This window comes from Microbacterium sp. 4R-513, assembly GCF_011046485.1.
GTDB lineage: Bacteria > Actinomycetota > Actinomycetes > Actinomycetales > Microbacteriaceae > Microbacterium.
This window is the reverse complement of record NZ_CP049256.1, coordinates 2,141,300-2,165,454: the sequence shown is the minus strand read 5'-3', so window position 1 is coordinate 2,165,454 and position 24,155 is coordinate 2,141,300. Positions and strand designations below refer to the sequence as shown.

27 protein-coding genes are annotated in these 24,155 nt (G+C 70.7%); 15 read left to right on the top strand and 12 right to left on the bottom strand.

Going from position 1 to position 24,155, the window contains the following annotated elements; all coding sequences use genetic code 11:
* Positions 1 to 145 precede the first annotated feature (145 nt).
* From G5T42_RS09405 to G5T42_RS09375, 7 genes are all read left to right on the top strand, one after another.
* Positions 146 to 1,144 carry a DNA-3-methyladenine glycosylase 2 family protein gene (locus G5T42_RS09405; protein ID WP_206535609.1) on the top strand — a complete coding sequence of 333 codons (999 nt, stop codon included), beginning with the start codon at positions 146 to 148 and terminating at the stop codon, positions 1,142 to 1,144.
* Positions 1,145 to 1,189: 45 nt separating this feature from the next.
* On the top strand, positions 1,190 to 1,576 hold the full coding sequence (locus G5T42_RS09400; protein ID WP_165127966.1) for an STAS/SEC14 domain-containing protein: 387 nt from the start codon (positions 1,190 to 1,192) through the stop codon (positions 1,574 to 1,576).
* Positions 1,577 to 1,692: 116 nt separating this feature from the next.
* On the top strand, positions 1,693 to 2,109 hold the full coding sequence (locus G5T42_RS09395) for a VOC family protein (RefSeq protein WP_165127964.1): 417 nt from the start codon (positions 1,693 to 1,695) through the stop codon (positions 2,107 to 2,109).
* A gap of 81 nt (positions 2,110 to 2,190) precedes the next feature.
* Positions 2,191 to 2,430 carry a hypothetical protein gene (locus G5T42_RS09390; protein WP_165127962.1) on the top strand — a complete coding sequence of 80 codons (240 nt, stop codon included), beginning with the start codon at positions 2,191 to 2,193 and terminating at the stop codon, positions 2,428 to 2,430.
* Between the two features lie 82 nt (positions 2,431 to 2,512).
* On the top strand, positions 2,513 to 2,698 hold the full coding sequence (locus G5T42_RS09385) for a DUF1918 domain-containing protein (protein ID WP_165127960.1): 186 nt from the start codon (positions 2,513 to 2,515) through the stop codon (positions 2,696 to 2,698).
* A 100-nt stretch (positions 2,699 to 2,798) separates the two neighbouring features.
* Positions 2,799 to 3,833, top strand: coding sequence for a DMT family transporter (locus tag G5T42_RS09380; protein ID WP_165127958.1), 1,035 nt, complete (start codon positions 2,799 to 2,801; stop codon positions 3,831 to 3,833).
* Positions 3,830 to 4,570: an SDR family oxidoreductase gene (locus G5T42_RS09375; RefSeq protein WP_165127956.1), complete on the top strand. Its 741-nt coding sequence runs from the start codon at positions 3,830 to 3,832 to the stop codon at positions 4,568 to 4,570. Before G5T42_RS09380 ends, G5T42_RS09375 begins: the two co-directional genes overlap by 4 nt.
* 33 nt (positions 4,571 to 4,603) lie before the next feature.
* Here G5T42_RS09375 and G5T42_RS09370 read toward each other — a convergent pair whose 3' ends face one another.
* The 4 genes from G5T42_RS09370 to G5T42_RS09355 are packed head-to-tail and all read right to left on the bottom strand — an operon-like array spanning position 4,604 to position 9,214.
* Positions 4,604 to 5,449 (bottom strand): aldo/keto reductase, encoded by an 846-nt coding sequence (locus G5T42_RS09370; protein ID WP_165127954.1) that lies wholly within the window; start codon positions 5,447 to 5,449, stop codon positions 4,604 to 4,606.
* A gap of 31 nt (positions 5,450 to 5,480) precedes the next feature.
* The gene (locus tag G5T42_RS09365; RefSeq protein WP_277601744.1) at positions 5,481 to 6,326 is read right to left on the bottom strand and encodes a Cof-type HAD-IIB family hydrolase; all 846 of its coding nucleotides are present in this window, start codon (positions 6,324 to 6,326) and stop codon (positions 5,481 to 5,483) included.
* Positions 6,323 to 8,461, bottom strand: coding sequence for an alpha/beta fold hydrolase (locus tag G5T42_RS09360; RefSeq protein ID WP_165127952.1), 2,139 nt, complete (start codon positions 8,459 to 8,461; stop codon positions 6,323 to 6,325). Before G5T42_RS09360 ends, G5T42_RS09365 begins: the two co-directional genes overlap by 4 nt.
* Before the next feature lie 48 nt (positions 8,462 to 8,509).
* Positions 8,510 to 9,214 carry a DUF899 family protein gene (locus G5T42_RS09355; RefSeq protein ID WP_165127950.1) on the bottom strand — a complete coding sequence of 235 codons (705 nt, stop codon included), beginning with the start codon at positions 9,212 to 9,214 and terminating at the stop codon, positions 8,510 to 8,512.
* A gap of 79 nt (positions 9,215 to 9,293) precedes the next feature.
* On the opposite strand from G5T42_RS09355, the gene G5T42_RS09350 reads away from it, so the two are divergent.
* The 4 genes from G5T42_RS09350 (at position 9,294) to pgi (ending at position 13,633) form a co-directional block, all read left to right on the top strand.
* Positions 9,294 to 9,926, top strand: a complete 633-nt coding sequence (locus G5T42_RS09350; protein ID WP_165127948.1) for a TetR-like C-terminal domain-containing protein — start codon at positions 9,294 to 9,296, stop codon at positions 9,924 to 9,926.
* Positions 9,927 to 9,971: 45 nt separating this feature from the next.
* Positions 9,972 to 10,439 carry a DUF6194 family protein gene (locus tag G5T42_RS09345; RefSeq protein ID WP_206535608.1) on the top strand — a complete coding sequence of 156 codons (468 nt, stop codon included), beginning with the start codon at positions 9,972 to 9,974 and terminating at the stop codon, positions 10,437 to 10,439.
* A gap of 466 nt (positions 10,440 to 10,905) precedes the next feature.
* A complete protein-coding gene (locus tag G5T42_RS09340) occupies positions 10,906 to 11,829 on the top strand; it encodes a phospholipase (protein WP_165127946.1) in 924 nt (307 codons plus the stop codon).
* Between the two features lie 121 nt (positions 11,830 to 11,950).
* Positions 11,951 to 13,633, top strand: a complete 1,683-nt coding sequence (gene pgi, locus G5T42_RS09335; RefSeq protein ID WP_165127944.1) for a glucose-6-phosphate isomerase — start codon at positions 11,951 to 11,953, stop codon at positions 13,631 to 13,633.
* Here pgi and G5T42_RS09330 read toward each other — a convergent pair.
* Complete coding sequence (locus tag G5T42_RS09330; protein WP_241245763.1) at positions 13,609 to 15,459, bottom strand: DUF2207 domain-containing protein; 1,851 nt, start codon at positions 15,457 to 15,459, stop codon at positions 13,609 to 13,611. The two genes, pgi and G5T42_RS09330, sit on opposite strands and share 25 nt — an antisense overlap.
* A gap of 55 nt (positions 15,460 to 15,514) precedes the next feature.
* Here G5T42_RS09330 and G5T42_RS09325 point away from each other — a divergent pair, with 55 nt between their 5' ends.
* A complete protein-coding gene (locus G5T42_RS09325; RefSeq protein WP_165127942.1) occupies positions 15,515 to 15,961 on the top strand; it encodes a MarR family winged helix-turn-helix transcriptional regulator in 447 nt (148 codons plus the stop codon).
* Positions 15,962 to 15,976: 15 nt separating this feature from the next.
* Here the strand turns inward: G5T42_RS09325 and G5T42_RS09320 are convergent, their stop codons facing one another.
* The 6 genes from G5T42_RS09320 to G5T42_RS09300 form a co-directional block, all read right to left on the bottom strand.
* Positions 15,977 to 16,711 carry an ABC transporter permease gene (locus G5T42_RS09320; RefSeq protein ID WP_165127940.1) on the bottom strand — a complete coding sequence of 245 codons (735 nt, stop codon included), beginning with the start codon at positions 16,709 to 16,711 and terminating at the stop codon, positions 15,977 to 15,979.
* Positions 16,708 to 17,499 (bottom strand): ABC transporter ATP-binding protein, encoded by a 792-nt coding sequence (locus G5T42_RS09315; protein WP_241245762.1) that lies wholly within the window; start codon positions 17,497 to 17,499, stop codon positions 16,708 to 16,710. The genes G5T42_RS09320 and G5T42_RS09315 overlap by 4 nt, the downstream gene beginning before the upstream one ends.
* 286 nt (positions 17,500 to 17,785) lie before the next feature.
* Positions 17,786 to 18,235 (bottom strand): Hsp20/alpha crystallin family protein, encoded by a 450-nt coding sequence (locus tag G5T42_RS09310; RefSeq protein ID WP_165127936.1) that lies wholly within the window; start codon positions 18,233 to 18,235, stop codon positions 17,786 to 17,788.
* Positions 18,236 to 18,485: 250 nt separating this feature from the next.
* A complete protein-coding gene (locus tag G5T42_RS17695; protein WP_241246061.1) occupies positions 18,486 to 19,256 on the bottom strand; it encodes an L-serine ammonia-lyase, iron-sulfur-dependent, subunit alpha in 771 nt (256 codons plus the stop codon).
* Positions 19,213 to 19,983: a serine dehydratase beta chain gene (locus tag G5T42_RS17690; RefSeq protein ID WP_241245761.1), complete on the bottom strand. Its 771-nt coding sequence runs from the start codon at positions 19,981 to 19,983 to the stop codon at positions 19,213 to 19,215. The genes G5T42_RS17695 and G5T42_RS17690 overlap by 44 nt, the downstream gene beginning before the upstream one ends.
* A gap of 46 nt (positions 19,984 to 20,029) precedes the next feature.
* Complete coding sequence (locus G5T42_RS09300; RefSeq protein WP_165127934.1) at positions 20,030 to 20,398, bottom strand: methylmalonyl-CoA epimerase; 369 nt, start codon at positions 20,396 to 20,398, stop codon at positions 20,030 to 20,032.
* 151 nt (positions 20,399 to 20,549) lie between these two features.
* Between G5T42_RS09300 and G5T42_RS09295 the strand changes: the two genes are divergently transcribed.
* Both G5T42_RS09295 and G5T42_RS09290 read left to right on the top strand, forming a co-directional pair.
* The gene (locus G5T42_RS09295) at positions 20,550 to 20,708 is read left to right on the top strand and encodes a hypothetical protein (protein WP_165127932.1); all 159 of its coding nucleotides are present in this window, start codon (positions 20,550 to 20,552) and stop codon (positions 20,706 to 20,708) included.
* Positions 20,709 to 20,825: 117 nt separating this feature from the next.
* Positions 20,826 to 20,993, top strand: a complete 168-nt coding sequence (locus G5T42_RS09290) for a hypothetical protein (RefSeq protein ID WP_165127930.1) — start codon at positions 20,826 to 20,828, stop codon at positions 20,991 to 20,993.
* 15 nt (positions 20,994 to 21,008) lie between these two features.
* Here G5T42_RS09290 and G5T42_RS09285 read toward each other — a convergent pair whose 3' ends face one another.
* Entirely contained in the window at positions 21,009 to 22,526 is a 1,518-nt protein-coding gene (locus G5T42_RS09285) for a glycosyltransferase family 39 protein (protein WP_165127928.1), read from the bottom strand.
* A 230-nt stretch (positions 22,527 to 22,756) separates the two neighbouring features.
* Between G5T42_RS09285 and G5T42_RS09280 the strand changes: the two genes are divergently transcribed.
* The gene (locus tag G5T42_RS09280) at positions 22,757 to 24,154 is read left to right on the top strand and encodes an FAD-dependent oxidoreductase (RefSeq protein WP_165127926.1); all 1,398 of its coding nucleotides are present in this window, start codon (positions 22,757 to 22,759) and stop codon (positions 24,152 to 24,154) included.
* Position 24,155 lies beyond the last annotated feature (1 nt).

Genomic DNA, 24,155 nt, shown 5'->3' with positions numbered 1-24,155 from the left:
CCGCCCGCCGTCCGGCGTCCCCGCTCGTGCCGTTCGCACGGTCTGCGGGCGGCGCGCCGGGCCCCGGCGGCCTCGCCACGGCGTGTCGTCGATCGGTCGTGCGGACGGCACCAGGATGTCGGGGGCAGGCGCGTAGGGTGAGCCCATGACCACCTCGCTGTCGCGCATCCGCGCCGCCTCGGGCGCGCCGGCGAGACAGCGACCCCGCGATCCCCGGCCCGACCATGGCCGGCCGATCGAGACTGAGTACCGACCGACCCATCCGCTCGACCTCCGTCGCACCGTGCTGTACCAGCGGCGCGGCGCGGGCGACCCGACCATGACGACCGATGCCGCCGTCATCTGGAGGGCGAGCCGCACGCCGGACGGCGTCGCGACGCTCGCGCTCCGCGAGACCTCGCCCGGCGTGGTGAAGGGCGCCGCGTGGGGGCCGGGTGCCGGCTGGGCGCTCGCGCAGCTGCCGGCGCTGTGCGGGGCGGGCGACGACCCGACCGGATTCGACGCGGCGCGGCATCCGCTCATCGCCGATGCGCACCATCTCAACCCGGGGCTTCGGCTCAGCCGCACCGACCTCTTCTTCGACGCCCTCGCCAGCGCGATCTTCGAGCAGAAGGTCACCGGCATGCAGGCGTTCGGCGCGTGGCGGCGCATCGTCTCGTGGTTCGGCGTGCGGGCGCCCGGTCCGACGCCGCGCCCGATGTTCGCTCCGCCGACCGTCGAGGAATGGCGGCGCATCCCGTCGTGGGCCTGGCACCGCGCGGGGCTCGAGCCGCCGCAGTCGCGCGCCGTGGTCGAGTGCGCGCGCCGGGGTGAGTCGCTCCTGCGGGTCATCGCCGAGGCGCCCGATGGCGATGCGCACGAGCGCATCCTCACGAGTCTGCGGGGCGTCGGACCGTGGACGAGCGCCGAGACGCGCATCCGCGCCTTCGGCGATGCCGACGCCGTGAGCGTCGGCGACTACCACCTGGCCCACGAGGTCGGCTTCGCCCTCACCGGCGCGCGGACGGACGACGACGGGATGCTGGAGCTCCTCGCGCCGTGGAAGGGTCACCGCCAGCGGGTCATCCGCCTGATCGGCGCGTCGGGCGTGCGCGAAGCGCGCCGGGGGCCGCGGCTGCACCCCGAGGACCATCGGGAACGCTGAGTCAACCACCTTTCGGCCGGCGATCCCGGGGGCCAGGATGAGGGCATGATCGAGCCGCTCCCTGACCTGCCCGAGGGTGTGCTGGGCTTCCGTGCCGTGGGAACCGTCGACGCCGCCGACTACCGGAAGGTGCTCGACCCCGCGATCGACGCCTGGATCGCGAAGGGCAAGAAGGTCAATCTCGTCTATGTGCTGGGCGCGGAGTTCTCGCGCTACTCGCTCAGCGCGCTGTGGCAGGACATGCTGCTCGAGGGCAAGCCCGAGCACAGCTGGGGACGCGTCGCGCTCGTCACCGACCACCGGATCCTGGGCGAGCTCGTCAAAGGACTGGGGTCGCTCTCGTCTGCCGAGCTCCGTCGATTCAAGCTCTCGGAGCTTCCCGTCGCGCTGGACTGGGCGGCGGGGAAGGATGCCGCGGCCGCCGCGTCCTGATCCACGGCGCGCCTCGCCTCGGTGCTCTTGCAGATGTCGGAGGCCCCGAGGACACTGGGTGGCGCCGCGGGCCGGTCGCGGCATCCATCCCACCCGACACACCCCAGGAGATCGGCATGCCCATCCTGAACCCCTACCTCTCGTTCAAGAACAACGCCCGCGAAGCGATCGAGTTCTATCGGAGCGTCTTCGGCGGCGACCTTCAGATCTCGACGTTCGGGGACTTCCCCGGCATGGTCGAAGACCCGGCCGAGAACGACCTCGTCATGCATTCGCAGCTCACGAGCCCCGACGGCTTCGTCCTCATGGCCTCCGACACGCCGGACCGCATGCCCTACGAGGCGCCCGCGGGGGTCGCCGTCTCGGTGAGCGGCGAAGACGAGGCACAGCTCCAGGGCTACTGGGACGCCCTCTCCGCCGGCGGCAACGTCACGATGCCGTACGACACCCCGCCGTGGGGCGGCAAGTTCGGCATGCTCACCGACAAGTTCGGCGTCGACTGGATGGTGTCGCTCAACGCGCCGCAGCAATAGACGGCGCTTCCCTCCTCCGGAAGGGGTGGATGCCGCGGGTCCGGCTGTCCCCCGCCGCGCGGCCGCCCCTAGGCTGACGCCATGACGCAATCGGGTGCCGGGGGATCCGGACGGGGCTGGCCCAAGGGCCGCGTGGGCTGGATCGTCGGCTCGATCATCATGCTTATCGTCGGCGCGATCATCGGGCTCGTCCTCGGCAGCATCTGGCTCGGCCTGGTGATCGCGGCCGTCGTCGCTCTCGGCTGGATCATCGCGTACGAGTCGCAGCGAGGGCGCACACCCGATCTGTACGACCAGGACGACGACGGGGCGCGCCTCTAGTCCCTCTCGCGCAACGGTTCTCGCCTCTCCCCCTTTTGGCGGTGCGCCCCCGCGGCGTAGCGTGACGCGCAGGAGGTGCGCCATGCGAGCCAGCGTCGGCGACCGCGTGCTCATCCACGGGCGAGCGGTCGGAATGGTGGAGCGGACCGGCGAGGTCATCGAGATCCGCGGACACGAAGACGATCCGCTGCTCGTCGTGCGATACGACGACGGGCACGAGACGATCCTGTCCCCGGGGACTGACTGCGAGATCCTGCACACGACCTGACGGGCCGGCACACTCGGCTCCACCAGGCCGCGCGCCGGGCGCGGTCTGCGAGTTCGACTCGACCGAGCCGCGCGCCGGGTGGCGCCTAGAATGACTCGTCGTGTCGAAGCGCTGGCTGCCCCTCGGCGCGATCGGGCTCTCGGTCGTGCTGTGGTCGGCGGCGTACGTGCTGTCGGGGTGGGCGCTCGAGACCGCGTCGCCCGCGGTGCTGTCGGTGTCGCGCTTCGCGATCGCCCTCGTCGTGCTGGTGCCGATCGCCGCACGTCGGCCGTTGTTCCTGCGGACCCTGCGCGAGCCCCGCACGATCCTCCTCGGCCTCACGGGCGTCACGCTCTACTACTCGTTCGCCAACATCGGCCTGCTGTTCACCACGCCCGGCACGGCGGCGCTCGTCGTCTCGCTCCTGCCGGTCCTCACCGCCATCGCCGCGGTCGCGATGCTGCGCGAGCGCCTGACGCGCCGCACGATCGTGGGCCTCGCCCTCGCCACGATGGGCGTCGGGCTGGTCGCGGCATCCGGATTCCGCCTCGATCTCGGCGTCGTGCTCAACGTCGTCGCCCTCGCCTCCTACGCGATCTACACCGTGCTCCTGCGCCGCGACGGCGAGCGGCCGGACCGGCCGGACGCGATCGTGCTGGCGACCGCGACGGGCATCTGGGGCACCGCGCTCATGCTGCCCTGGTTCGGATGGGAGCTGGCCGTCGGCACGGCGGCCGTGCCGACGGATGTGCGCGGCATCCTGAGCATCCTCGCCCTCGCGCTCGTCGTCACGGCGCCGACGCTCGTGCTCTTCAACTACGGCGCCGAGCGCGTGCCGGCTGCCATTTCGGGCGTCGCGACGGCGGCCATCCCGGCCCTGGGCTACGGGTTCGCCCTGTTGCTCGGTGAACCGCTCGATCCGGTGAAGGCGATCGGCGGCGCCATCGCGCTCGCGGGCGTGCTGCTGGCGACCCTCGAGCAGCCGGACGTCGAGCCCAGCCCACCGGGGCTCGCCCTCCCCGAGCCTGCAGAGCTGGCACCGCGGCCTCTCCAGGACGAGAGACCGCCGCACCGGTCCCCCGCCGACGGGGGTAGCGTCGGGCCCAGCGCGGCGGACGACACCGCCGCGCACCCATCCGAGGGAGGGCGCACATGAGGATCGCGGTCGCAGGAGGCACGGGTCAGGCCGGTTCCGAAGCCGTCGCGACGGCTCGTTCGCGGGGTCACGACGTCGTCGTGCTGGCGAGGTCGACCGGCATCGATCTCGTCTCGGGCGACGGTGTCGCCGCCGCCCTCGACGGCGTCGAGGCGATCATCGACGCCTCGGGCGTGCGCGGCAACATCGACCCCACGGGGTTTCACAAGGCCGTCATTCGCAACCTCGCACGCGGCGGCGCGCGCCACCTCGTGGTCCTCTCGATCGTCGGCTGCGACCGCGCCGCTTCGTATGCGCTGTACGGCGGGAAGCTCGCGCAGGAGCACGCCGCCGAGGCATCCGGAGTCCCGTTCACGATCGCGCGCACGACGCAGTTCCACGAGTTCTCGCGCCAGATCTGGCACATCGGGCACAAGGGTCCGATGCACTTCGCACCCCGCATGCGCACGCAGCCCGTCGCAGTCGCCGAGGTGGGCGCGCGCCTGGTCGATCTGGCCGAGGCGGAGCCGGTCGGCGGACGCGCGGCGGACTTCGGCGGGCCGCGGGAGGAGTCGCTCGTCGAGATGGTGCGCGCCTATGCACAGGCCACCGGCCTATCGCCCCGCATCGTGCCGGTCAGCCTGCCGGGCGACTTCGGGCGCGCGCAGCGCGACGGGTCGCTCCTGCCGGGGTCGGATGCGGTGCTCGGTGCTCAGACCTTCGACGAGTGGCTCACGCTGCAGCGCGCGGAATCCTGAACCCAGGCCCCTGAACCCGCCGGGGCTGCCGGGTCACATCTCTTCGTGCGAATTCGGGTCGCCGCCCCACAGACGTCCGCGCTCGAGACCCGAGATCGCCGCGACCTCGTCGTCGGTCAGCTCGAAGCCGAAGACGTCGGCGTTCTCGATCTGACGCTCGGGGTCGGCCGACTTGGGGATCGGAGTCGATCCGAGCTGCACGTGCCAGCGGAGCACCGCCTGGGTCGGGGTCACCCCGTGCGCGGCGGCGATGTCGCCGACGACCTGCTCGCTCAGCAGCTCGGTGCGCCGGGCCAGCGGGCTCCAGCTCTCGGTGCGGATGCCGTGCTCGCGGTGGAACGCGCGCAGCTCGTTCTGCGGGAAGTACGGGTGCAGCTCGACCTGGTTGACGGCGGGGGTGACGCCCGTCTCGTCGATGAGCTCGGTGAGCATCGCGTCAGTGAAGTTCGAGACGCCGACCGACCCTACGAGGCCGCCCTCGCGCAGGGCGATCATCGCCTGCCACGTCTCGAGGTACTTGCCGACGCTCGGATTGGGCCAGTGGATGAGGTACAGGTCGATCCGCTCCAGGCCGAGCGTGGCGACGGATGCCTCGGCACTGCCCATCGTCGCGTCGTAGCCGTGGTCGCGGCCGGGGATCTTCGTCGTGACGATCAGCTCGTCGCGCCCGACGCCGAGCTCGCCGTCTGCGCGGCGCACCGCTTCGCCGACCTCGCGCTCGTTCTTGTAGTTGACGGCGGAGTCGAGCAGGCGGTAGCCGTTCGAGATGGCGGCGACCATCGCATCGACGCCCTGGGCGTCTCGCAGGTTGTAGGTGCCGAGCCCGAGCTCCGGGAAGGCCGTTCCGTCGTTCAGAGTCACAGTAGGGATCGTGGGCATAGGTCCATCCTGCCCCTGACATCCCGCGATGTCAGCGCGCCGGCGCAGCCTCTTCGAGCGGCTCACCGTCGAGGATCCGCCGGATCGTCGTCAGCACCCCGAGTTCGACGTTCGACGGCGCCCGGTACCGGGCACGGGCGAGCACGTCGGGGTGGGCGTTCGACATCGCGAACGACATCGCCGCCGCATCGAGCAGTTCGAGGTCGTTCAGGTAATCGCCGAACGCCGCCGTCTGCGACCGGTCGATGCCGAGAGCCGCCTGCAGCTTCTGCAGCGCGATGCCCTTGTTGACGTCGCCGTTCATGACGTCGATCCAGTGATGCCCCGACACGACGACCTGATGGGTCTCGCGCAGGTCGTCCAGCTCCGGTGCCGTCGTCTTCTCGGCCTCGCCGAAGTCGTAGATCGCGAGCTTCAGGATCTGGTCGTCCACGGTGAGGAGGTCATCGACGGTCTGGAGCTTCGCGTAGTACTTATCGGACTCGGCGAGGAACGACGCATCCGTCCTCTCGATGTAGGCGGAGCGCTTGCCGCACACGACCACTCCCGCGTCGAACCCGCGACCCACGAAGGACCGCACGCGCCGGACGACGGATGCCGCGAACCCCGCGTCGAGCGTGTCGCTGCTGATCTCATCCTCGCCCCGCACGACGTACGCGCCGTTCTCGGCGATGTACACGACGTCGTCGCGCGCGTGGTCGAACGAGCGCTGGAGCGTCGCGAGCTGCCGCCCGCTGGCCGGTGCGAACAGGATGCCGCGCTCGTCGAGCTCGTCGAGGAGCGGCCACAGCGCGTCGGGGATGTGCCCGTCGCCGTCGAGGAGGGTGCCGTCCATGTCGACGGCGATGAGCCGGATGTCGTGTGCGGCAGCGCTCACCCGAGCGCCTCGGGACGCACCCAGTCCCGACCTCGGACGTGCTGATCGAGGAACGCGAAGACCGTCTGATACCAGACCACGGCGTGCTGGGGCTTGAGCACCCAGTGGTTCTCGTCGGGGAAGTAGAGGTAGCGGTGGGGCACCGTGCCGTCCTCGGCGCCGAAGTGCTCGTTGAGCTCCGACCACAGTCGCAGGCCCTCCCCGATCGGCACGCGGTAGTCCTTGTCGCCGTGGATGACGAGCATGGGTGTGCGGATCTCGCGGACGAACCGATGGGGCGAGTTCTCGATCATCGCCTGCTCCGTGAAGATGCTCTGCCAGTACGCCGACGAGTCGGTCGTGCCCGCGAACTGGTCGAGAGCCCAGAGGCTGGCATGCGTGACGATCGCCTTGAAGCGATCCGTGTGACCGGCGACCCAGTTCGCCATGTAGCCGCCGAACGAGCCGCCCATCGCGGCCGTGCGCGACTCGTCGATGTCGCCGCGCGCGACGACGGCATCGGTGATCGCGAGGAGGTCCGTGTAAGGCGAGGCTCCCCACGCGTTCCAGCCGCGGGCGATGAAGTCGAGCCCGTAGCCCGTCGAGAGCGCGGGATCGGGCAGCAGGACCGCGTAGCCCTGGGCGACGGCGAGGTTCGGGTTCCACCGCCAGCTCCACGCGTTCCAGCTGTTGAGCGGACCGCCGTGGATCCAGAGCAGCAGCGGCGCGGGGTTCTCGTCGGACGCGCCCTCGGGCAGCAGCAGCCATCCGCGCACCCGCGCGCCGTCTTCGGCGGTCGCCTCGACCTCGGTCATGGTGCCCGGTGTCGTCGGCAGGGCGACCGGGCTCGCGAGCGGCGTGACGCGACCGTCCCGCGCGATGCGGACCGGATGCGACGGCGCCACCCACGACGAGCGCAGGGCGACGACGTCGCCGGTCTGCTCGTCGACCGACACGTGCGAGTACGCGAACCCGTCGTCGGTCAGCTGCTCGACGTCGCCGCGATCCAGTCCGATGCGGAACACCGGCCCTCGGCCGTCGTGGTCGGCCGTCACGACGAGGGCGGCGTCGCCGGCGTCGAAGGCGATGCTCGTCGCCCACCGGTCCCATTCCGCGGCGATCCGGCGAGCGCCCGACCCGTCGATGGCGGACGTCCAGAGCTCCGAGTGGTTGGGGCCGGCGGGCGTGCTCTTCGGCGTCCGCACGAAGGCGATCGCCCGTCCGTCGTGGCTCACCGCGGGCATCTCGAAGTCGACGTCGGGCTCGTCGAACAGAACGGTGTGCTCGCCCGACTGCGTGTCGATCGCAACGACGCGGTAGCGGTCGTCGCGCCCTGCGGGAACGGGCAGAGACACGACGAGCGTCGCGCCGTCGGGCGTGAGCGCCGCACCCGCAGGCGACGCCGTGCGCACCGGTCGCGGAGTGAGGTCGCGGGGACGGGGAAGCGTCGAGGGATACGGCTGCGCGGCATCCTTGTCGTCCTTGGCTGCGGAGGCGACGTCGTCCGACACGGCGGCCTCGACGGCGGCCTCGGCCTCGGCGGCCGACTCCTCGGGGATGGCCGCGAGGGTGTCGCGAAGCTCGCCCACGTCGAGTGCCAGCAGGTGCGGGAACGCCGGACCGAGATCGTGGTCCCAGAACCGCACCGGATAGGTGTCATGGAGGATCGCCGACACCTTCTTCTTCTTGCGCAGCGCGCGCAGGCGGGCATCGTCCTCGAGGGTCTCGGCGCCGGGCAGCAGGTCGGCCGCGATGACCACGCGATCGGATGCCGCGGCCGTCGCCGCGATCGACGAAGCGCCGCCGACGAGCCGCGTGACGGGGCGCGCCTCTCCCCCGCTTGCCGGCAGGACCCACAGCTGGCCGGACTCCTCGTCGGGCTCGCCCTCGGCGTCGGGGCGTGCCGACACGAACAGCAGATCGCCGTTGCCGATGAAGGCGGCACCGGATTCGCCCTTCGCCGAACGGGTGAGGCGCCGCGGCGCGCCCGAGCCGTCGGCGGGCACGAGCCACAGCGAGCGCTCGTACGCCGTGGCGTCCTTCTTGAGGGTGGCGACCGTCAGGACGGCGCGCGTGCCGTCCGGTGAGAGGGCGAGCGCCTCGATGCGGGGAAGGGCGATGTAGTCGTCGAGCGAGTGGAAGGGGGATTCCGGCATGCGTACACGCTACGACGTGCCGGCGACTTCCCGCCCGCGGAAGCGGCCTCAGGCCCCGTGCGGTCCGTAGTGCGCGGCGACGTCCTGCGCCGAGAACCAGCGCGAATAGGTGTCGTCCTGCGGCCAGCCGTCGGGCACGTCCTGCCACTTCTCCTGGCGGCCCCACGGGAGGAGGTCGATGAGCGGAAAGGTGTGCGACAGCTGCTCCGTGCCCCGGCCGTTGGTGTGCCACGTGCGATAGACGTCGTCGCCGTCGCGCAGGAAGACGTTGACCGCGAAGCCGCCCCGGGGCGGGGCATCCATGTCGGCTCCGAAATCGCTGTCGGCGGTCGAATACCACTCCATGCGGTTGCCGACCTTCTCGCGATAGGCCAGAGCATCGTCGATCGGGCCCTGCGTCACGATCACGAAGCGCGCGTCGTAGGGCTCGAGGAAGTCCAGGCGCGTGAACTGCGACGTCAAGCCCGTGCAGCCGGGGCACTGCCACTCGGAGTCGGGGAACCACATGTGGTTGTAGACGATGAGCTGCGACCTGCCCTCGAAGACGTCGGCGAGACGGACGGGGCCGTCCTTGCCGACGAGTGTGTACTCCGGGAGCTTCACCATCGGCAGACGCCGCCGCTGCGCTGCGATGGCATCGAGCTCACGCGTCGCCGCCTTCTCGCGAACGCGCAGTTCGTCGAGCTCACGCCGCCACGTCTCGTAGTCGACGACGGGCGGAAGTGCCGCGCGGGCCGTGTCTGCACTCGTCATGTCGATCGCTCCTTCATGATGTGAACACCGTACACATGATATGTTGACATCGTACACATCGGGAGGGCGGTGTCAAGGGATGCCTCGATCGACCGCCGCGCGCGCCGACCGCGACCGCCCGACGTATCACCACGGCAACCTCCGCGAGGCGCTCATCACCGCGGGCCTCGAGCTGACCCGCACGGGCGGCCCTGACGCCCTGTCGCTGCGCGATGCCACGCGACGGGTCGGGGTGTCGCCCAACGCCGCCTACCGCCACTTCGCGGATCGCGAAGCCCTCCTCGCGGCGATCGCCGCGCGCATCCAACAAGGCATGGCGGAGCGGATGCGCGGCTTCACGAGCCCCGCTCCCGCCCACCTCACCCCCGCTCGCGCCGCACTGCGCGCGGTGGGCCTCGGGTACATCGCCTTCGCCCGCCGGGAGCCGGGCTGGTTCGAGGTCGCATTCGGGAACGCCGACGCGGTCCCCGCCGTCGAGCCCGGCGCCATGCCGCCGCCGCTCGCGATGCTCGTGTCGGCCCTCGACGGGCTCGTCGCTTGGGGAGAACTGGATGCCGCGGCCCGCCCGGGGGCCGAGTGGCCGTGCTGGTCGGCCGTGCACGGCTTCGCGCTGCTGGCCCTCACCGGCCCCCTGCGCGGACTGCCCGCGACGGACGTCGACGCCGCCGCCGAGCGCACGGTGGATGCGATCATCGCCGGCCTGCTCGACTGAGCCGGCGGTATGGCGCGGACGGTCGCCCTTTTGCAGACTGAGGACATGAGCATGGAGCAGATCCTCGACGCCGTCCGCGCCTTCGACGGGGTCCTCGAGCTTGCGCCTGCGGAGGGCGGCCCCTACCCCGAGATCGCCTGGGGCGATCACTTCTTCTACTACGCCCCCGACGGCGAGGTGCCCGAGAACACCCAGCCGTACGCGACGATCGTGACGAAGGACTACCCCGACGACTCCGGCTCACGCCTCGGCGGCGGCCGCTGGAGGCTCAACGTCCACGTCGGGCGGCAGCGCTTCGTCGATCTCCTCGGCACCGATCCGAGGGATGCCTCGGCGGACGACTACTCCGCCGCAGACGTCGTGCTGCCGCATCCGGTCTACGGTCCGCTCGGCTGGATCTCGATCGTCGACCCGGCCGACCGCACGATGCCGCTCGCGCTCGAGCTTCTCGCGGCCGCCCACGCCGATGCCCGGACCCGCGCGGAGCGGCGGGATCGGCATCCCTCGACCTGAGCGCCGGCTATGCCTTTCAAAAGAGTCACGAAAAGATAACGCCGAACTCTTCCCTTCCGTTACCTCGCCGTTATAGAGTGCAAGCACGGTAGTTGTTTTGCTGTGGCAGCTACCGGCATGTGATTGCAGGACACTCTTGGTGCAAGGGACAAGGGCCGGTCGGGAGCCTCTCCGACCGGCCCTTACTCTTGCTCTCAGTACGCGAGCGGACTGACGATTCCCACTGAGCGGGCCTGCCGCGAGGTTCTGGCCGCCGCGCCGCGCACGTGCCGCCGTTCCGCGCCATGACGCGGAAAACAGCCCCTAGATCAGCCGTTTTCGAGATGGGCGCTCCCACGTTCCTCTCAGGCAAGCCTGGGGGACCGTCCAGAAACGCCACGCAGACTCGGGACTTCGTGCCCCGACCCGAGGGGCGCCGCTGTCGCATGCCGACAGCCATGCAACCTCGAAGGAACCGCCTACTCGTATGCTCGCTGATCGTCGCGCGCTCCGCGCTGCCCGTCCTCGCCGCCACCTCTCGACCTCCGCCCTCATCGCCGGCGCCGTCATCGGCGCCGTCGCGATCACCGGACTGACGGCGGCCGCGTCGGCGTCGGCGTACGCGGACCCCGGCGCCGGCTCGTCGCTCGCCGACGTCGTCGCGGCGACGACCCCCGCTGCGGTGGCGAGCTCGCGCGCCGAGTCGATCCACGAGATCTCGACCGACGCGAAGACCACCCTCGTCGCGGCGCGCACCGCCGTGACCGAGGCGTCGCTCGTCGCGACGGACATCGCCGCGTCCGGCCTGGACGTGGGGGCCGAGACGAGCGTCGACACGTCCATGCTCACCGATCACATCGCTGAGCTGTCTTCGATGCGGGTCCTCCCCCTGCTCCTCCTTCCGGGCATCGCCGAAGACACGGCCGCCGAGACCGCGAAGGTCGCCGCCCAGACGGCGACCCTCCGCACGAACCTCGAGGCCGCGCAGGAGAAGAAGGCCGCTGAAGAGGCCGCGGCCGCCGCAGCCGCTGCGGCCGCCGCCGAGGCTCAGCGTCAGGCCGAGGCAGCCGCCGCCGCGGCTGCCTCGCAGGCCGCCGCGAACACCCCCGAGGGGGCCCAGGCAGCCGCGCGCCAGATCGCGGCATCCGAGTACGGCTGGGGCGACGGTCAGTTCTCGTGCCTCGTGTCGCTCTGGGACCGAGAGTCTGACTGGAACTACCAGGCCTACAACTCCGGCAGCGGTGCGACCGGCATCCCGCAGTCCCTCCCCGGCAGCAAGATGGCCAGCGCCGGCGCCGACTGGCAGACCAACGCCACGACGCAGATCCGCTGGGGCCTCGGCTACATCGCCGGGTCGTACGGCTCGCCGTGCGCCGCGTGGGGCCACTCGAACGCGACCGGCTGGTACTGAACGACCGATGCCTCGGCCCGGCGGAGACATCGGGCCGAGGCATCCATCCCCCACGGCGCCGTGTGCGCCATCGGCGGAAACAGGCGGGTCCCCCCGGCCCACCGCGCGCTAGCGTGGACGCGTGAGTGCTCCCATCGATGCCACCTCCACGTCCGCCTGGGCCGAGCTCGACGCCCTCCGTTCGGGTTTCGAGCCCGACCTCAGAGGCTGGTTCGCGAGCGACTCCGAGCGCGTGCGGAAGCTGAGCCTCCCGCTCGCGGACTTGCACGTCGACCTGTCGAAGAACCTCGTCACCGACGAGGTGCTCGCGAGCCTCGTCCGTCTCGCCGAGCAGACCGGCGTCGCCGAGCGCTTCCAGCAGATGCTGCGCGGCGACCACATCAACACGACCGAGGACCGTGCGGTCCTCCACACGGCTCTCCGCCGGCCGCCCGGCGCGTCTCCCGACCTGAGCGTCGACGGGCAGGATGTCGACCACGACGTCCAGGCGGTGCTCGATGCCATGGACGCCTTCGCCGACAAGGTGCGCTCGGGTGAGTGGCGCGGCGTGACCGGCAAGAAGGTCGAGACCGTCGTCAACATCGGCATCGGCGGCTCGGACCTCGGGCCGTACATGATCTTCGAGGCGCTGAAGCCCTACGCCGACGCCGGGATCACCGCCCGCTTCGTCTCCAACATCGACCCGGCCGACATCTCGATGAAGACCGCCGGCCTCGACCCCGAGACGACGCTCTTCATCGTCGCGTCGAAGACCTTCACGACGCTCGAGACGCTGACCAACGCGAAGCTCGCTCGCGACTGGCTGTGGGCGGGGCTCGAGGCATCCGGAGCCATCACGTCCGACGAGTCCGACCGCACCGACGCCGTCGCCCACCACTTCGTCGCCGTGTCGACCGCTCTCGACAAGGTCGAGGCGTTCGGGATCGACCCGGCCAACGCGTTCGGGTTCTGGGACTGGGTGGGCGGGCGCTACTCCGTCGACTCCGCGATCGGCCTCTCGCTCGTCATCTCGCTCGGTCCCGACGTCTTCCGCGAGCTCCTCGCCGGCTTCCACGCCGTCGACGAGCACGTCGCCTCCACACCTCTTGCCCAGAACGGGCCGATCGTCATGGGACTCCTCAACGTCTGGTACTCGAACTTCCTGGGCGCCCAGACGCACGCCGTGCTCCCCTACGCGCAGCAGCTGCACCGGTTCGCCGCGTACCTGCAGCAGCTGACGATGGAGTCGAACGGCAAGTCGGTGCGCTGGGACGGCTCCCCGGTCACCACCACGACGGGCGAGGTGTTCTGGGGCGAGCCCGGCACGAACGGCCAGCATGCGTTCTATCAGCTCATCCATCAGGGGACACGGCTCATCCCGGCGGACTTCATCGCCTTCGTGAACCCCGCCTACCCCCTCGAGTCCGACGGTCGCGATGTGCACGGGCTGTTCCTCGCGAACTTCCTCGCCCAGACCAAGGCCCTCGCGTTCGGCAAGACGGCCGAGGAGGTCGAGGCCGAAGGCACGACCGGCGCCCTCGTCGCTGCGCGCACCTTCCCGGGCAACCGGCCCACGACGTCGATCTTCGCGCCGGCGCTCACCCCGCGCGTCCTCGGCGAGCTCATCGCGCTCTACGAGCACATCACGTTCACGCAGGGTGTGATCTGGGGCATCAACTCCTTCGACCAGTGGGGCGTCGAGCTGGGCAAGCAGCTGGCCCTGCAGATCGCGCCGGCCCTCGAGGGCGACGCCGAGGCCCTGCAGGCTCAGGATGCCTCGACCAAAGCGCTCCTCGAGTACTACCGCGAGCACCGCACGGCGTAGGCGGCGTCAGACCCCGCCGCCTCCGCCGCCCCCGCCACCGCCGCCGGCGGACCCGCCACCCCCGACCCGCCCGACGAGGACGACGACGATGCGCTCGTCGACAGCGTCGCGATGCCCGCCGAGAAGGCGGCGGCGTTGAAGCTGCCGCTGGATCCGGAGTACCAGCCCGGCGAGGCGCCCTCGCCGTAGAGGATGGCGAGCTCCTTCGCCCACTGCTTCTCCTGGCCGAAGACCACGGCGTAGGGCAGCAGCGCCTCGTAGAGCTTGAGCATCTCGCCCCTGCTCGTCGTGTCGATCCGCACCCGCTCCGCCCCCTGCGGCGACTGCAGCATGCGGATGCGGTCGGCCTCGGCCCATTCGATGAAGACCTTCAGCCCTGCGAGGTGGTCCCGCACCTCGGCGCCCAGCGCCGTGAGCGGCTTGTGCGACAGAAGCGCGATCGCGAGGAACTCCCCGCCGAACGCCGCCACGATGAGCACGAGCGGAATCCACGCGTCGACCGAGGCATCCAGCGCCGCCATCCCGAAGACGAACACGAGGCCGCCGGCCAGCGTCGTGAGGATGATCGGCCACGCGCGGACCCAGGCCGAGACCTTGCGCCGCAGGCCGCGGCGCTCGAGCTCGCTGTTGGCGGCCTTGAGGATCTTCTGCGCGGCCGTCGAGAAGCTCTTGTCGGTGCGCCCGAACTCGTACTCGTCGCCGGGCACGAACCCGGGGAAGAGCCCGTCGAGGAGCATGAGGCCGTCGCCGTCGGCCCGGGTCGGATCGACGAGCTGCGCCTTCAGCCGCGTCGCCCCGAACCAGCGCTTCTCGCCCTCCACGATGCGGATGCTGCCGACCACCGCCTGCTCCAGCACCTCTGCGGGGATCGCCTTGCTGGTCCGGCCGAGCAGCACGGCGCTCTCGAGCGCGTCGATGCGCGCCGGAGGCGTGTACTCGGCGATGATCGTCGGCCGGCCCGGGTCGTCGCGCAGCCGGCGCGCACGGGTCACGGCCGCCCACACGACCCCGGCGACGACCCCGAGCGCCGCGAGCAGCTGCAGCCAGCTCCACGGCGACGCGAGGTACGACGAGTCGAACGGCGTGAAGGTGCCGGGCTCGAAGCCGACGGCGATCGTCATCGTCTCGTACGGCAGGACGTCGCCCGTCTCGGCGATGACGCGGGTCGAGGCATCCGTCCCCGCCTCCGTGGTGATGGGGCAGGTGTCGGTCGCGCCCTGCGAGCCGTGGTAGCAGGCGAGGCCGCCCGTCATCGCGTCCGCGAGATCGGAGTCGAGGTGCAGGGTCGCCGTGATGCGCCCGAAGGGCTGCGCCCAGTCGACGCCGTTGACGTCCCAGTAGAACTCGTCGGCGTTCGTGTCCGCGAACGCTCCGATGACGTTCTCGAGGTTGTACGTGAAGACGTACGTCTGGGCGCCGTGGACGAACCCATCGGCGCGAGAGGTCATCGAATAGGCGCCGTCGTCGTGCTCAACCTCCTGCGCCCGCGCCGCTCCGTCGCCGTCGGTGATCGAGACGAGCTCGGGATGCAGCGGCACGCCGTTGTACGAATCGGGGATGATCCGCCGCATCCCGTGGTTCTGGTCGTACTCCGGGAACTGGGCGACGAACCGCTCCACGACCTCGAGCCGGCTGGTGCCGTCGTCGGCCCGCGTGAGGGTGTAGTCGACGTCGAGGCTCGTGAAGGTGAAGTCGTCGACGTTGGTCGAGACGGGCGCGCCGGAGGTGTCGTCGCCGACGGTCACCGACACGCCGCTGCACGCGGCCAGCGCGAGGACGGATGCCGCGAGCGCCGCCGCCGCGGCGCGCCGAAGGAGGCTCCCCATGCGCACAGCCTACGGCTCGTGCCCGACGCGGCTCGTTCGCCGTAGTCTGTTCCACATGAGCGACCGGCGACTCGCGATCGACGCGTGGGAGAGCCTGTTCCGTGCCCAGCACGAGATCTTCGGCGACATCAACGACGACTTCGATGCGGGAACCCTCTCGCAGGCGGAGTACGACGTGCTGCTCACCGTCACGCGCGGAGACGGCATGACGGCCCGCCTGCGCGACGTCACGGCGAACATGCTCATCAGCCAGCCGAGCGTGTCGCGCCTCGTCGACCGCATGGTCGCGCGGGGGCTCATCTCGAAATGCCCCGACCCCGACGACGGACGCGGGGCTCTCGTCCGCGCGACGGAGGACGGCGCCGCGGCCTTCCGGCGGATCGCGTCACTCCACGGGCGGGCGATCGCCGAGCGGATGTCGGTGCTCGACGACGCCGAGCTGGCTCAGTTGCGTGAGCTCACCGCGAAGCTGCGCAAGCCGAAGCCCGCAGACGACTGCTGATCCGTCCCCTCCCGGTTACGGCGTCCTCCGCCGGAGCGTCAGCGACGCCAGGATCAGCGCGCCGACGAGGAAGGCGAGCACGACCAGCAGCGGTCCATAGACGTCCCACCCCTCATCCCCCGCGGTGACGGCATTGATCGCGTCGATGGCATAGCTCAGCGGCAGGAACTTGCTGATCGTGTAGAGGGCGTCGGGCATCTGGTCCCGGGGCATGAAGAGGCCGCCCAGGAGGATCTGCGGGAAGACGATCAGCGGCATGAACTGCACCGCCTGGAACTCCGTGCGCGCAAAGGCGCTCGCGAGGAGGCCTAGCGCCATGCCGAGCACCGCATCGGTCACGGCGACGAGCCCGAGCTGCCACACCGGTCCGTCCGTCTCGAGACCGCACACCCAGACCGCGAACGACACCGTCACGACGGCCTGGAGAACGGCCATGAGCCCGAACGCGAGGGCGTAGCCGACGATGAAGTCGGCTTTGCCGAGGGGCGTCGTCATCAGACGCTCGAGCGTGCCGGACCGGCGCTCGCGCAACGTCGTGATCGACGTGATGAGGAACATGATGATGAACGGGAAGAGCGCCAGGATCGGCGGCCCGTAGATGTCGAAGACGCCGTCCTGCTCACTGAAGAGCCAGGCGAAGAGACCGACGAGCAGACTCGGGGCGATCAGCATGAGGGCGATCGACCGCGGGTCGTGGCTCAGCTGACGGAGGACCCGTCCGGCGGTGGCGAAGGTGCGGACGCCGTTCACTCGGCCGCCTCCTCGCGCGCCTCTCGGCGGGTGCGCGGGTGGTGGCCGTCACCGTGGGCGCGAGCCGCGGCATCCCGTTCGATGAGCGCGAGGAACGCGGAATCCGGATCGGGGGCCCCCGTATCGGAGAGCAGCCTCGAGGGGGTCGTGTCGGCGATGATGCGGCCCGAGCGCAGCAGCACGATGCGGTCGCAGCGGAGGGCCTCGTCCATCACGTGGCTCGAGACGATGATGGTCGTGCCCGTCTCCGCGACGGTGCGGAAGATCTCCCACAGCTCCGATCGCAGCAGGGGGTCGAGTCCCACGGTCGGCTCGTCGAGGACGACGAGGTCGGGATCGCCGAGCATCGCCACGGCGAGCGAGACGCGCTTCTCCTGTCCGCCGCTGAGCGAATCGACGGTCTGCTTCGCCTGGTCGGCGAGCCCCACCTGGGCGATGACGCGGTCCACGTCGCTCGAGGGCGCGCCGATGATGCGTGCGAAGTAACGGAGGTTCTGCTGGATCGTCAGGTCGCCGTACACTGACGCGGCCTGGGTGTCGTAGGCCACCCGCCGACGCTGCACGTGCGTGCCGGCGGGGTCGCCGAGAACAGCGACGGTCCCACCCGCGATCTTCTGCACACCCACGATGGACCGCATGAGCGTCGTCTTGCCGCAGCCCGACGGACCCATCAGGCCGGTGATCTGTCCGCGCGGGATGTCGAGGTCGAGCCCCCGGAACACGTCGGTCGTGCCGCGGCGCACGCGCAGGCCGCGCACCTCGACGGCGTTGACGGATGCCTCAGCCACGGCCGTCCCCGCGGAAGCGTGCTTCGTCGCTGACGTGACCGAGGATCGGCGCGGCGCACTGGGCCATGGCGTCAGCATAGATCCCGGCCGGCGCGGCGGCCGGTCGGCAGACCGGCCGAGATCACAGGAACGGCGGGCCGGCGGAAGCGCACCGGTCACTGCTGCGATCTCGGTGCCGAGTCGAGCCCGGACACGACGACAGCCCCGAGCCTGGGTGGGCTCGGGGCTGTCGGCGGTGCGGGCGCGCGGGAGCGCCGGCGTGGGCTCCCGCGACTCGCGGATCAGATCACTGCTCGACCGGCTGGGGCTCGCTCTCGTGCGCCATGATCGTCGGCTGCTCCGCCTCGGAGGTCACCTCGATCTTGCGCGGCTTCGCCTTCTCGCTGACGGGGATCGTGACGCTCAGCACGCCGTTGTTGTAGTTGGCGGTGATGCGGTCGGTGTCGATGCCCTGGCCGAGGTTGAGCTGCCGGAGGAAGCTGACGGCCTCGCGCTCGCGGGTGATCCACTTGACGCCCTCGCCCGTCGTGAGCGTGCGCTCGGCGCGGATCGTCAGCAGCTGGCCGTCGACGTCGATGTCGACCGAGCCCGGGTCGATGCCGGGCATGTCGGCGGTCAGCACGTAGTGGTCGCCGTCACGGTACAGGTCCATCGGCATGCGGCGGGGGCCGCGGCGTGCGTCGAGAAGGCCGGAAGCGAGGCGGTCGAGGTCGCGGAACGGGTCGTACTGGGCCATTGTTCTCTCCTTCTTGTGTGTTGTTCGGGTTGTGGTCGGTGGAAGTTGAGCCGTGGTGGCTCAACTACGTTCAGATTAGCACTCGGCGTGTGCGAGTGCCAACGCTTCGCCCACGGCGAACGCCTCCCCGACGCGCGGTCGTCACCCCACACATCCGCGCTCCACCCCGCACACCCGGTCAGCCTCGATATGGGGGTTCGCGCGGCGAAGTGAGGGCTCGCGGGCGCGGCGGGGCGCTCGCGGAGGGGTGTCAGCACTCGATGACGTTGACCGCGAGACCGCCCTCGCTCGTCTCCTTGTACTTGTGCGACATGTCGATGCCGGTCTGACGCATCGTCTCGACCACGGCGTCGAGCGAGACGTAGTGCTGCCCGTCGCCGCGGAGCGCGAGGCGCGCGGCGGTGACCGCCGTCGACGCCGCGATGGCGTTCCGCTCGATGCACGGGATCTGCACGAGCCCGCCGACCGGGTCGCACGTGAGGCCGAGGTGGTGCTCCATCGCGATCTCGGCGGCGTTCTCGATCTGGCGGTTCGTGCCACCCATCACCGCGGTGAGACCGCCCGCCGCCATCGCGCACGCCGACCCGACTTCGGCCTGGCAGCCGCCCTCGGCACCCGAGATCGAGGCGTTCGCCTTGAACAGCGAGCCCAGTGCGGTGGCGGTGAGGAGGAAGCGGCGGATGCCCCGGCGGCGGTTCGCCTCGGCGATGAGCTCGTCGTCCACGGCGTCGGGGACGATCGGCCCGAGCTGCTGCCGCGCCGCGAACCCGAGGAGGGCGCTGCCGACGAGCTCGCCGTGGGGCGTCACGGCATTGCCGACGCCGAGCCCGGAGTCGGCGAGGAAGCGCCACCAATACATCGCGACGGCGGGCAGGATCCCCGCCGCGCCGTTTGTCGGTGCCGTCACGACGCGCCCGCCCGACGCGTTCTCCTCATTGACGGCCAGGGCGAAGGCCCCGAGCCACTCCCCCGGAAGCTCACGGTGCCCGCTGGCCTCGGCATCCTCGAGCTGGGCCCGGATCGCCGCCGCGCGGCGCTTCGACGCGCAGCATGCCCGGAAGCTCCCCGTCGGCGGCCAGGCCCGCCTCGATGCAGGCCGACATCGCGTCCCAGATCGCATCCAGGCCTGCCGCGACCTCGGCCTCGCTCCGCAGCGCCTCTTCGTTGATTCGCGCGGCCTCGGCGATGGTGAGGCCGTGCTCGTCGCAGATCGCGAGCAGCTCCTCGGCGTTGTCGAAGGCCAGCGGGAACGGGTGCGACGCGACCCGCGCCGGCTCTCCGTCGCGACGGATGAAGCCGCCGCCGACCGAGTAGTACGTCTCTTCGGCGAGCGCCGCGCCGGCCGCGTCGAGCGCCGAGAGCGTCATGGCATTCGGATGCCCCGGCAGCCGAGTCCGGGGCGCGAAGACGATGTCGTCCTTCGCGAAGTCCACATCGTGCACGCCGGCGAGCAGCAGCGACCCGCCCGGCCAGTCGCTCCACGCTCGGCGGACCGCATCCGGATCCACCGTCGCCGGATCCTCGCCGCGGAGCCCGGCCACCACGGCGTCCGGTGTCCCGTGCCCGATGCCGGTCGCACCGAGCGAGCCGTACAAGGTGCACGTCACGCGGGCGACACGATCCAGCAGACCGGCGTCGAGAAGACGCGCGGCGAAGTCGCGGGCGGCGCGCATGGGGCCGACCGTGTGGGAGCTCGAGGGTCCTACACCGATGGAGAACAGCTCGAACGCCGAGACGTAAGCGCTCACCCGATCAGTTTACTGACCGATCGTTCAGTCCGCCCGCCCCCGGCGCTCAGCGCCGGCGCTGGAAGGCGATCAGCCCGATCGTGTTGCCCTCGGAGTCGCGGATGAACGCCTGCCACTCCTCGTGGTTCGCGGGCCCGAGGGTGTCGTCCTCGTGGGTGAAGATGACGTGGGGGTGCGACACGACCTCGACGTCGGCGCCGAGCCGCTCAATGGCCTCATGCACGTTGTCGACGCGCAGGTACAGCAGCGACGACGGCGCTTTCTGGTCGAGGAGGAGCCGCACGCCGTCGAGGTCGAAGAAGAGCAGTCCGGGCGGATCGAAATAGCCCGTCGGCTCGGCGTCGAGCAGCCCTCCGTAGAACGCCGCGGCGCGTTCGAGGTCATCGGCGTGCTGAGCGATCTGCACGAGTTGCATGGTGCCTCCCCGGGATTGCTGGCCGGACCCGCTGAAGGTCCGGCGGCGATCACGCTAGCAGCGCTCGCCGACGTCGGTACCGACGCCTTGCACAACTCGCCGACCGCTTCAAGGGCTACCCGTGGACGGTCGGGGATGGGAAAGTCGTTGCATGACCGCACTGGCTGTGATTCTGCTCATCATCGGAGTCGTACTGCTCCTCTTCGGCATCTTCGTTCAGGCCGCCCAGTTCCTGCTGTGGATCGGGATCATCATCCTCGTGGTGGCGATCATCATCGGCCTCATGCGCTACATCAGACGAGGGGCCTGACCGATCCGAAGTGGCGAGGGAGTCCGCATCGGACTCCCTCGCCCTTTGCGTACGATGAGAAGCATCCGCGGCGGCGCATCAGGCGCCGGCACCCGCGGGCTGACGGAGGTGTGACGGATGCTGTTCATCATCTACGGGATCCTGCTCGTGGGCGGCATGTTCGTCCTCGGCATCTCGTTCTCGCTGCCGGCCTTCCAGGCGCTGGTGTTCGTCATCGGCCTGCTCATGGTCGTGGGCGCGATCGGGGTCCCGATCGCCGCGGGTGCGAACGAGCACCGCAGATAGCGCCACCCGGCCCCGCTAGGGCCGTGTGAAGAGCAGGACCATCGTGCTGTGCAGCCGCACCTCGTCGACCTGCTGGAATCCCAGGGCCTCGAGGTCCGCGATGCCGTAGGTGTTGGCCTCGCCTTTCGTCATATACTCGACGACCCATACACGCTTGACGTCGACGAACCGGCCCATCGCAGCCGCTTCGGCGACGGAGTAGTCCGACGAGTGCCATGACGAGCTGTCGGCGTACGACGTCTTGAGGGTCGCATCGGTCACCGCCTGGAACTCGTCGGGGTTCGTGTCCAAGGCCAGCCGGGGGCGCCGGGACGGGCGCACCGAATCGTCGAAGACGATCGCGTCACCGGGCCGTGCGTGGGTCGCGACCGTAGCCGCGATGTCGTTCCAGTCCGACTTGTTCTTCGCCCACGGCTCGCGCTGACCAACCCAGATGGGCGCCGCGATGAGGACCGCCGCGGCCACCGCAAGCGCCGCGGCCCAGCGTTGGCGCGCGAGCTGGCGGACGCCGCAGGCCATGAGGATCGCGGCGGCGGGCGCGGAGAAGGTGCCGTAGCGCGGCGTGTAGATCGCCGTGATGGGGTTCGCCGCGATGAGGATGCCCATGGGCAGCACGAGCCACAGGAGCGCGAGGATCTCAAGGCTCCCGCCGATCCCTCGCCCGCGCCGGCTGTGGATGACGAGGCCCACGATCGCCAGGAGGATGAGCGCCCAGGCGAGCACCGCGAAGGGAAGCGCACCGAACCACATCTTCACGAGCACCGCTGAGAAGGTGACGCGGTCGCGGTGCTCGAGGAAGGCGATCTGCTTGCGCTGAAGGAAGGCGAGGACGATGACCGGCGATGCCGCCAGGACGGCGGCACCCGAGGCGACCGCCCACCGCCGCAGCTGCGAGCGGCTCCTGGGGTCCAGCGCGAGTGCGACACCGACGACGACGACCATCAGCGCCAGGTAGAGGAACGTGTAGATGCCGACGGCCAGCACGGCGGCGTAGGCGACCCACCACCGGCGGGACGGGGCATCCCTTCTCATGATCTCGACGACCACGACGCACAGGAGGGTCGCGAGCGCCGCGTCGAAGGCGTATGCCCGGGCCTCCTCTCCGGCATACGTCAGACGCGGGAGGATGGCGGCGAGAAGCCCCGCCACGATGGCGAAGCGCAGGGAGCCGAAGCGGCCGCAGATCCAGGTGACCGCGCCCCCGGCCACCCCGACCGCGATCGCCGACGGCAGACGCACGGCGAACGGCTCGGCTCCGAAGAGATCGACCCACAGCTGCAGTCCGAAGTAGTAGGCGCCGTGGACGGCGTCCACGTGCCCGAGCATCGCGACGAGCGACTCGGGTGGACGCATCGCCGAGAGCACGCTCGCGGCTTCATCCCCCCACAGCGAGGGGATCCACGAGCCCGTCGCACTGACGACGGCGGCGAACACGCCCATGACGACCGACGTCCAGAGCAGTGCCCGGTGGGCGGCGACGGGCCGGCGCGACGAGAGCGGAGAGCGCAGGACCGGCTCGGCGACGGCCGTCATCGCTCACCCGCTCGGGCGACCCGCCGGCACGCGGCGGGGCAGAGCCCCCGCTGACCCGCCGTCGACCTGGTCATGCGTCCATTGTCGCGGTCGATCCTCAGAAGCGGCACAGAATCCCGGGTCGCATGCGTGATATCCGGCTCGCAACGGATGCCCCGTTCCGGTTGCGAACCCTCCGCCGGCCGACCGCGGACTTCTGCTCCTGTCGTCCGCACGAGAGGATCGCTGTCATGCAGACGGTCTTCGAACGCCGCCCGCCGCGGGCGAGCGTCGTGCGGCACTCCCTCGCCTCGACGCGGCAGGGGGTGTTCTGGCTCGACGATGTCGAGCGGCCGAGGCATCCGTCCCTCTCGGACTCCCGCACAGCCGACCTCGTCGTCGTCGGAGCCGGATACACGGGCCTGTGGACCGCGCTCCGCGCGAAGGAGCGCGACCCGGGGCGGCGGGTCGTCGTCCTCGACGCGGGCCGCGTCGGGTGGGCCGCCTCGGGCCGCAACGGAGGCTTCTGCGAGGCGAGCATCACCCACGGCGAGGAGAACGGGCGGCGGCGCTGGCCCGATGAGCTCGAGACGCTCGAGCGGCTCGGCCGCCGGAACCTCGACGAGATCGGCCAGACCGTCGAGCGCTACGGGATGGACGCCGAGTTCGAGCGCACCGGTACCCTGTCGGTGGCGGTGGAGCCGCACGAGGTCGATTGGCTCGCGGAGGAGGAGGGATATCTGGATGCCGCGGCCACCCGCGCGCTCGTCGACTCGCCCACCTACCTCGCCGGCGCCTGGGAGCGCGACGACACCGCCCTCGTGCACCCGGGCAAGCTCGCCCTAGAGCTCGCCCGCATTGCGGGGGACCTGGGCGTCGAGATCTTCGAGGGCTCCCGGGTGACGGGGATCGACGACGACGGCTCGGCCGTCGTGGTCCGCACCCCCGCCGGATCCGTCCGCGCCGAGCGGGTCGCGCTCGCGACCAACGTCTTCCCCTCGCTGCTCAAGCGCACGCGCCTGCTCACCGTGCCGGTCTACGACTACGTCCTGATGACCGAGCCGCTCTCGGCGGAGCAGCGTCGCGCGATCGGGTGGGAGGGCCGCCAGGGCATCGCCGACCTCGCCAACCAGTTCCACTACTACCGGCAGACCGCCGACGGCCGGATCCTGTTCGGCGGCTACGATGCCGTCTACCATCCGGGGGGCCGCATCCGCGCCGGGTACGAGAACCGTCCCGAGACGTTCGAACGCCTCGCGAGCCACTTCTTCACGACGTTCCCGCAGCTCGAGGACTTGCGATTCACTCATCGGTGGGCGGGCGCCATCGACACCTGCTCGCGCTTCTGCGCCTTCTACGGGCTCGCCCGCAAGGGGCGGGTCGCCTACGCCGCGGGCTTCACGGGACTCGGGGTCGGGGCATCCCGTTTCGCCTCCGACGTCATGCTCGATCTCCTCGCGGGCGAGAAGACCGAGCGGACCGAGCTGAAGATGGTGCGCGAGAAGCCCATCCCGTTCCCACCGGAACCAGCCGCCTCGATCGGCGTCTCCCTGATGAAGCGGGCCATGGATCGCGCAGACCACCAGGAGGGCCGGCGCGGTCTCTTCCTTCGGACCATGGATGCCGTCGGCATGGGGTTCGACTCGTGAC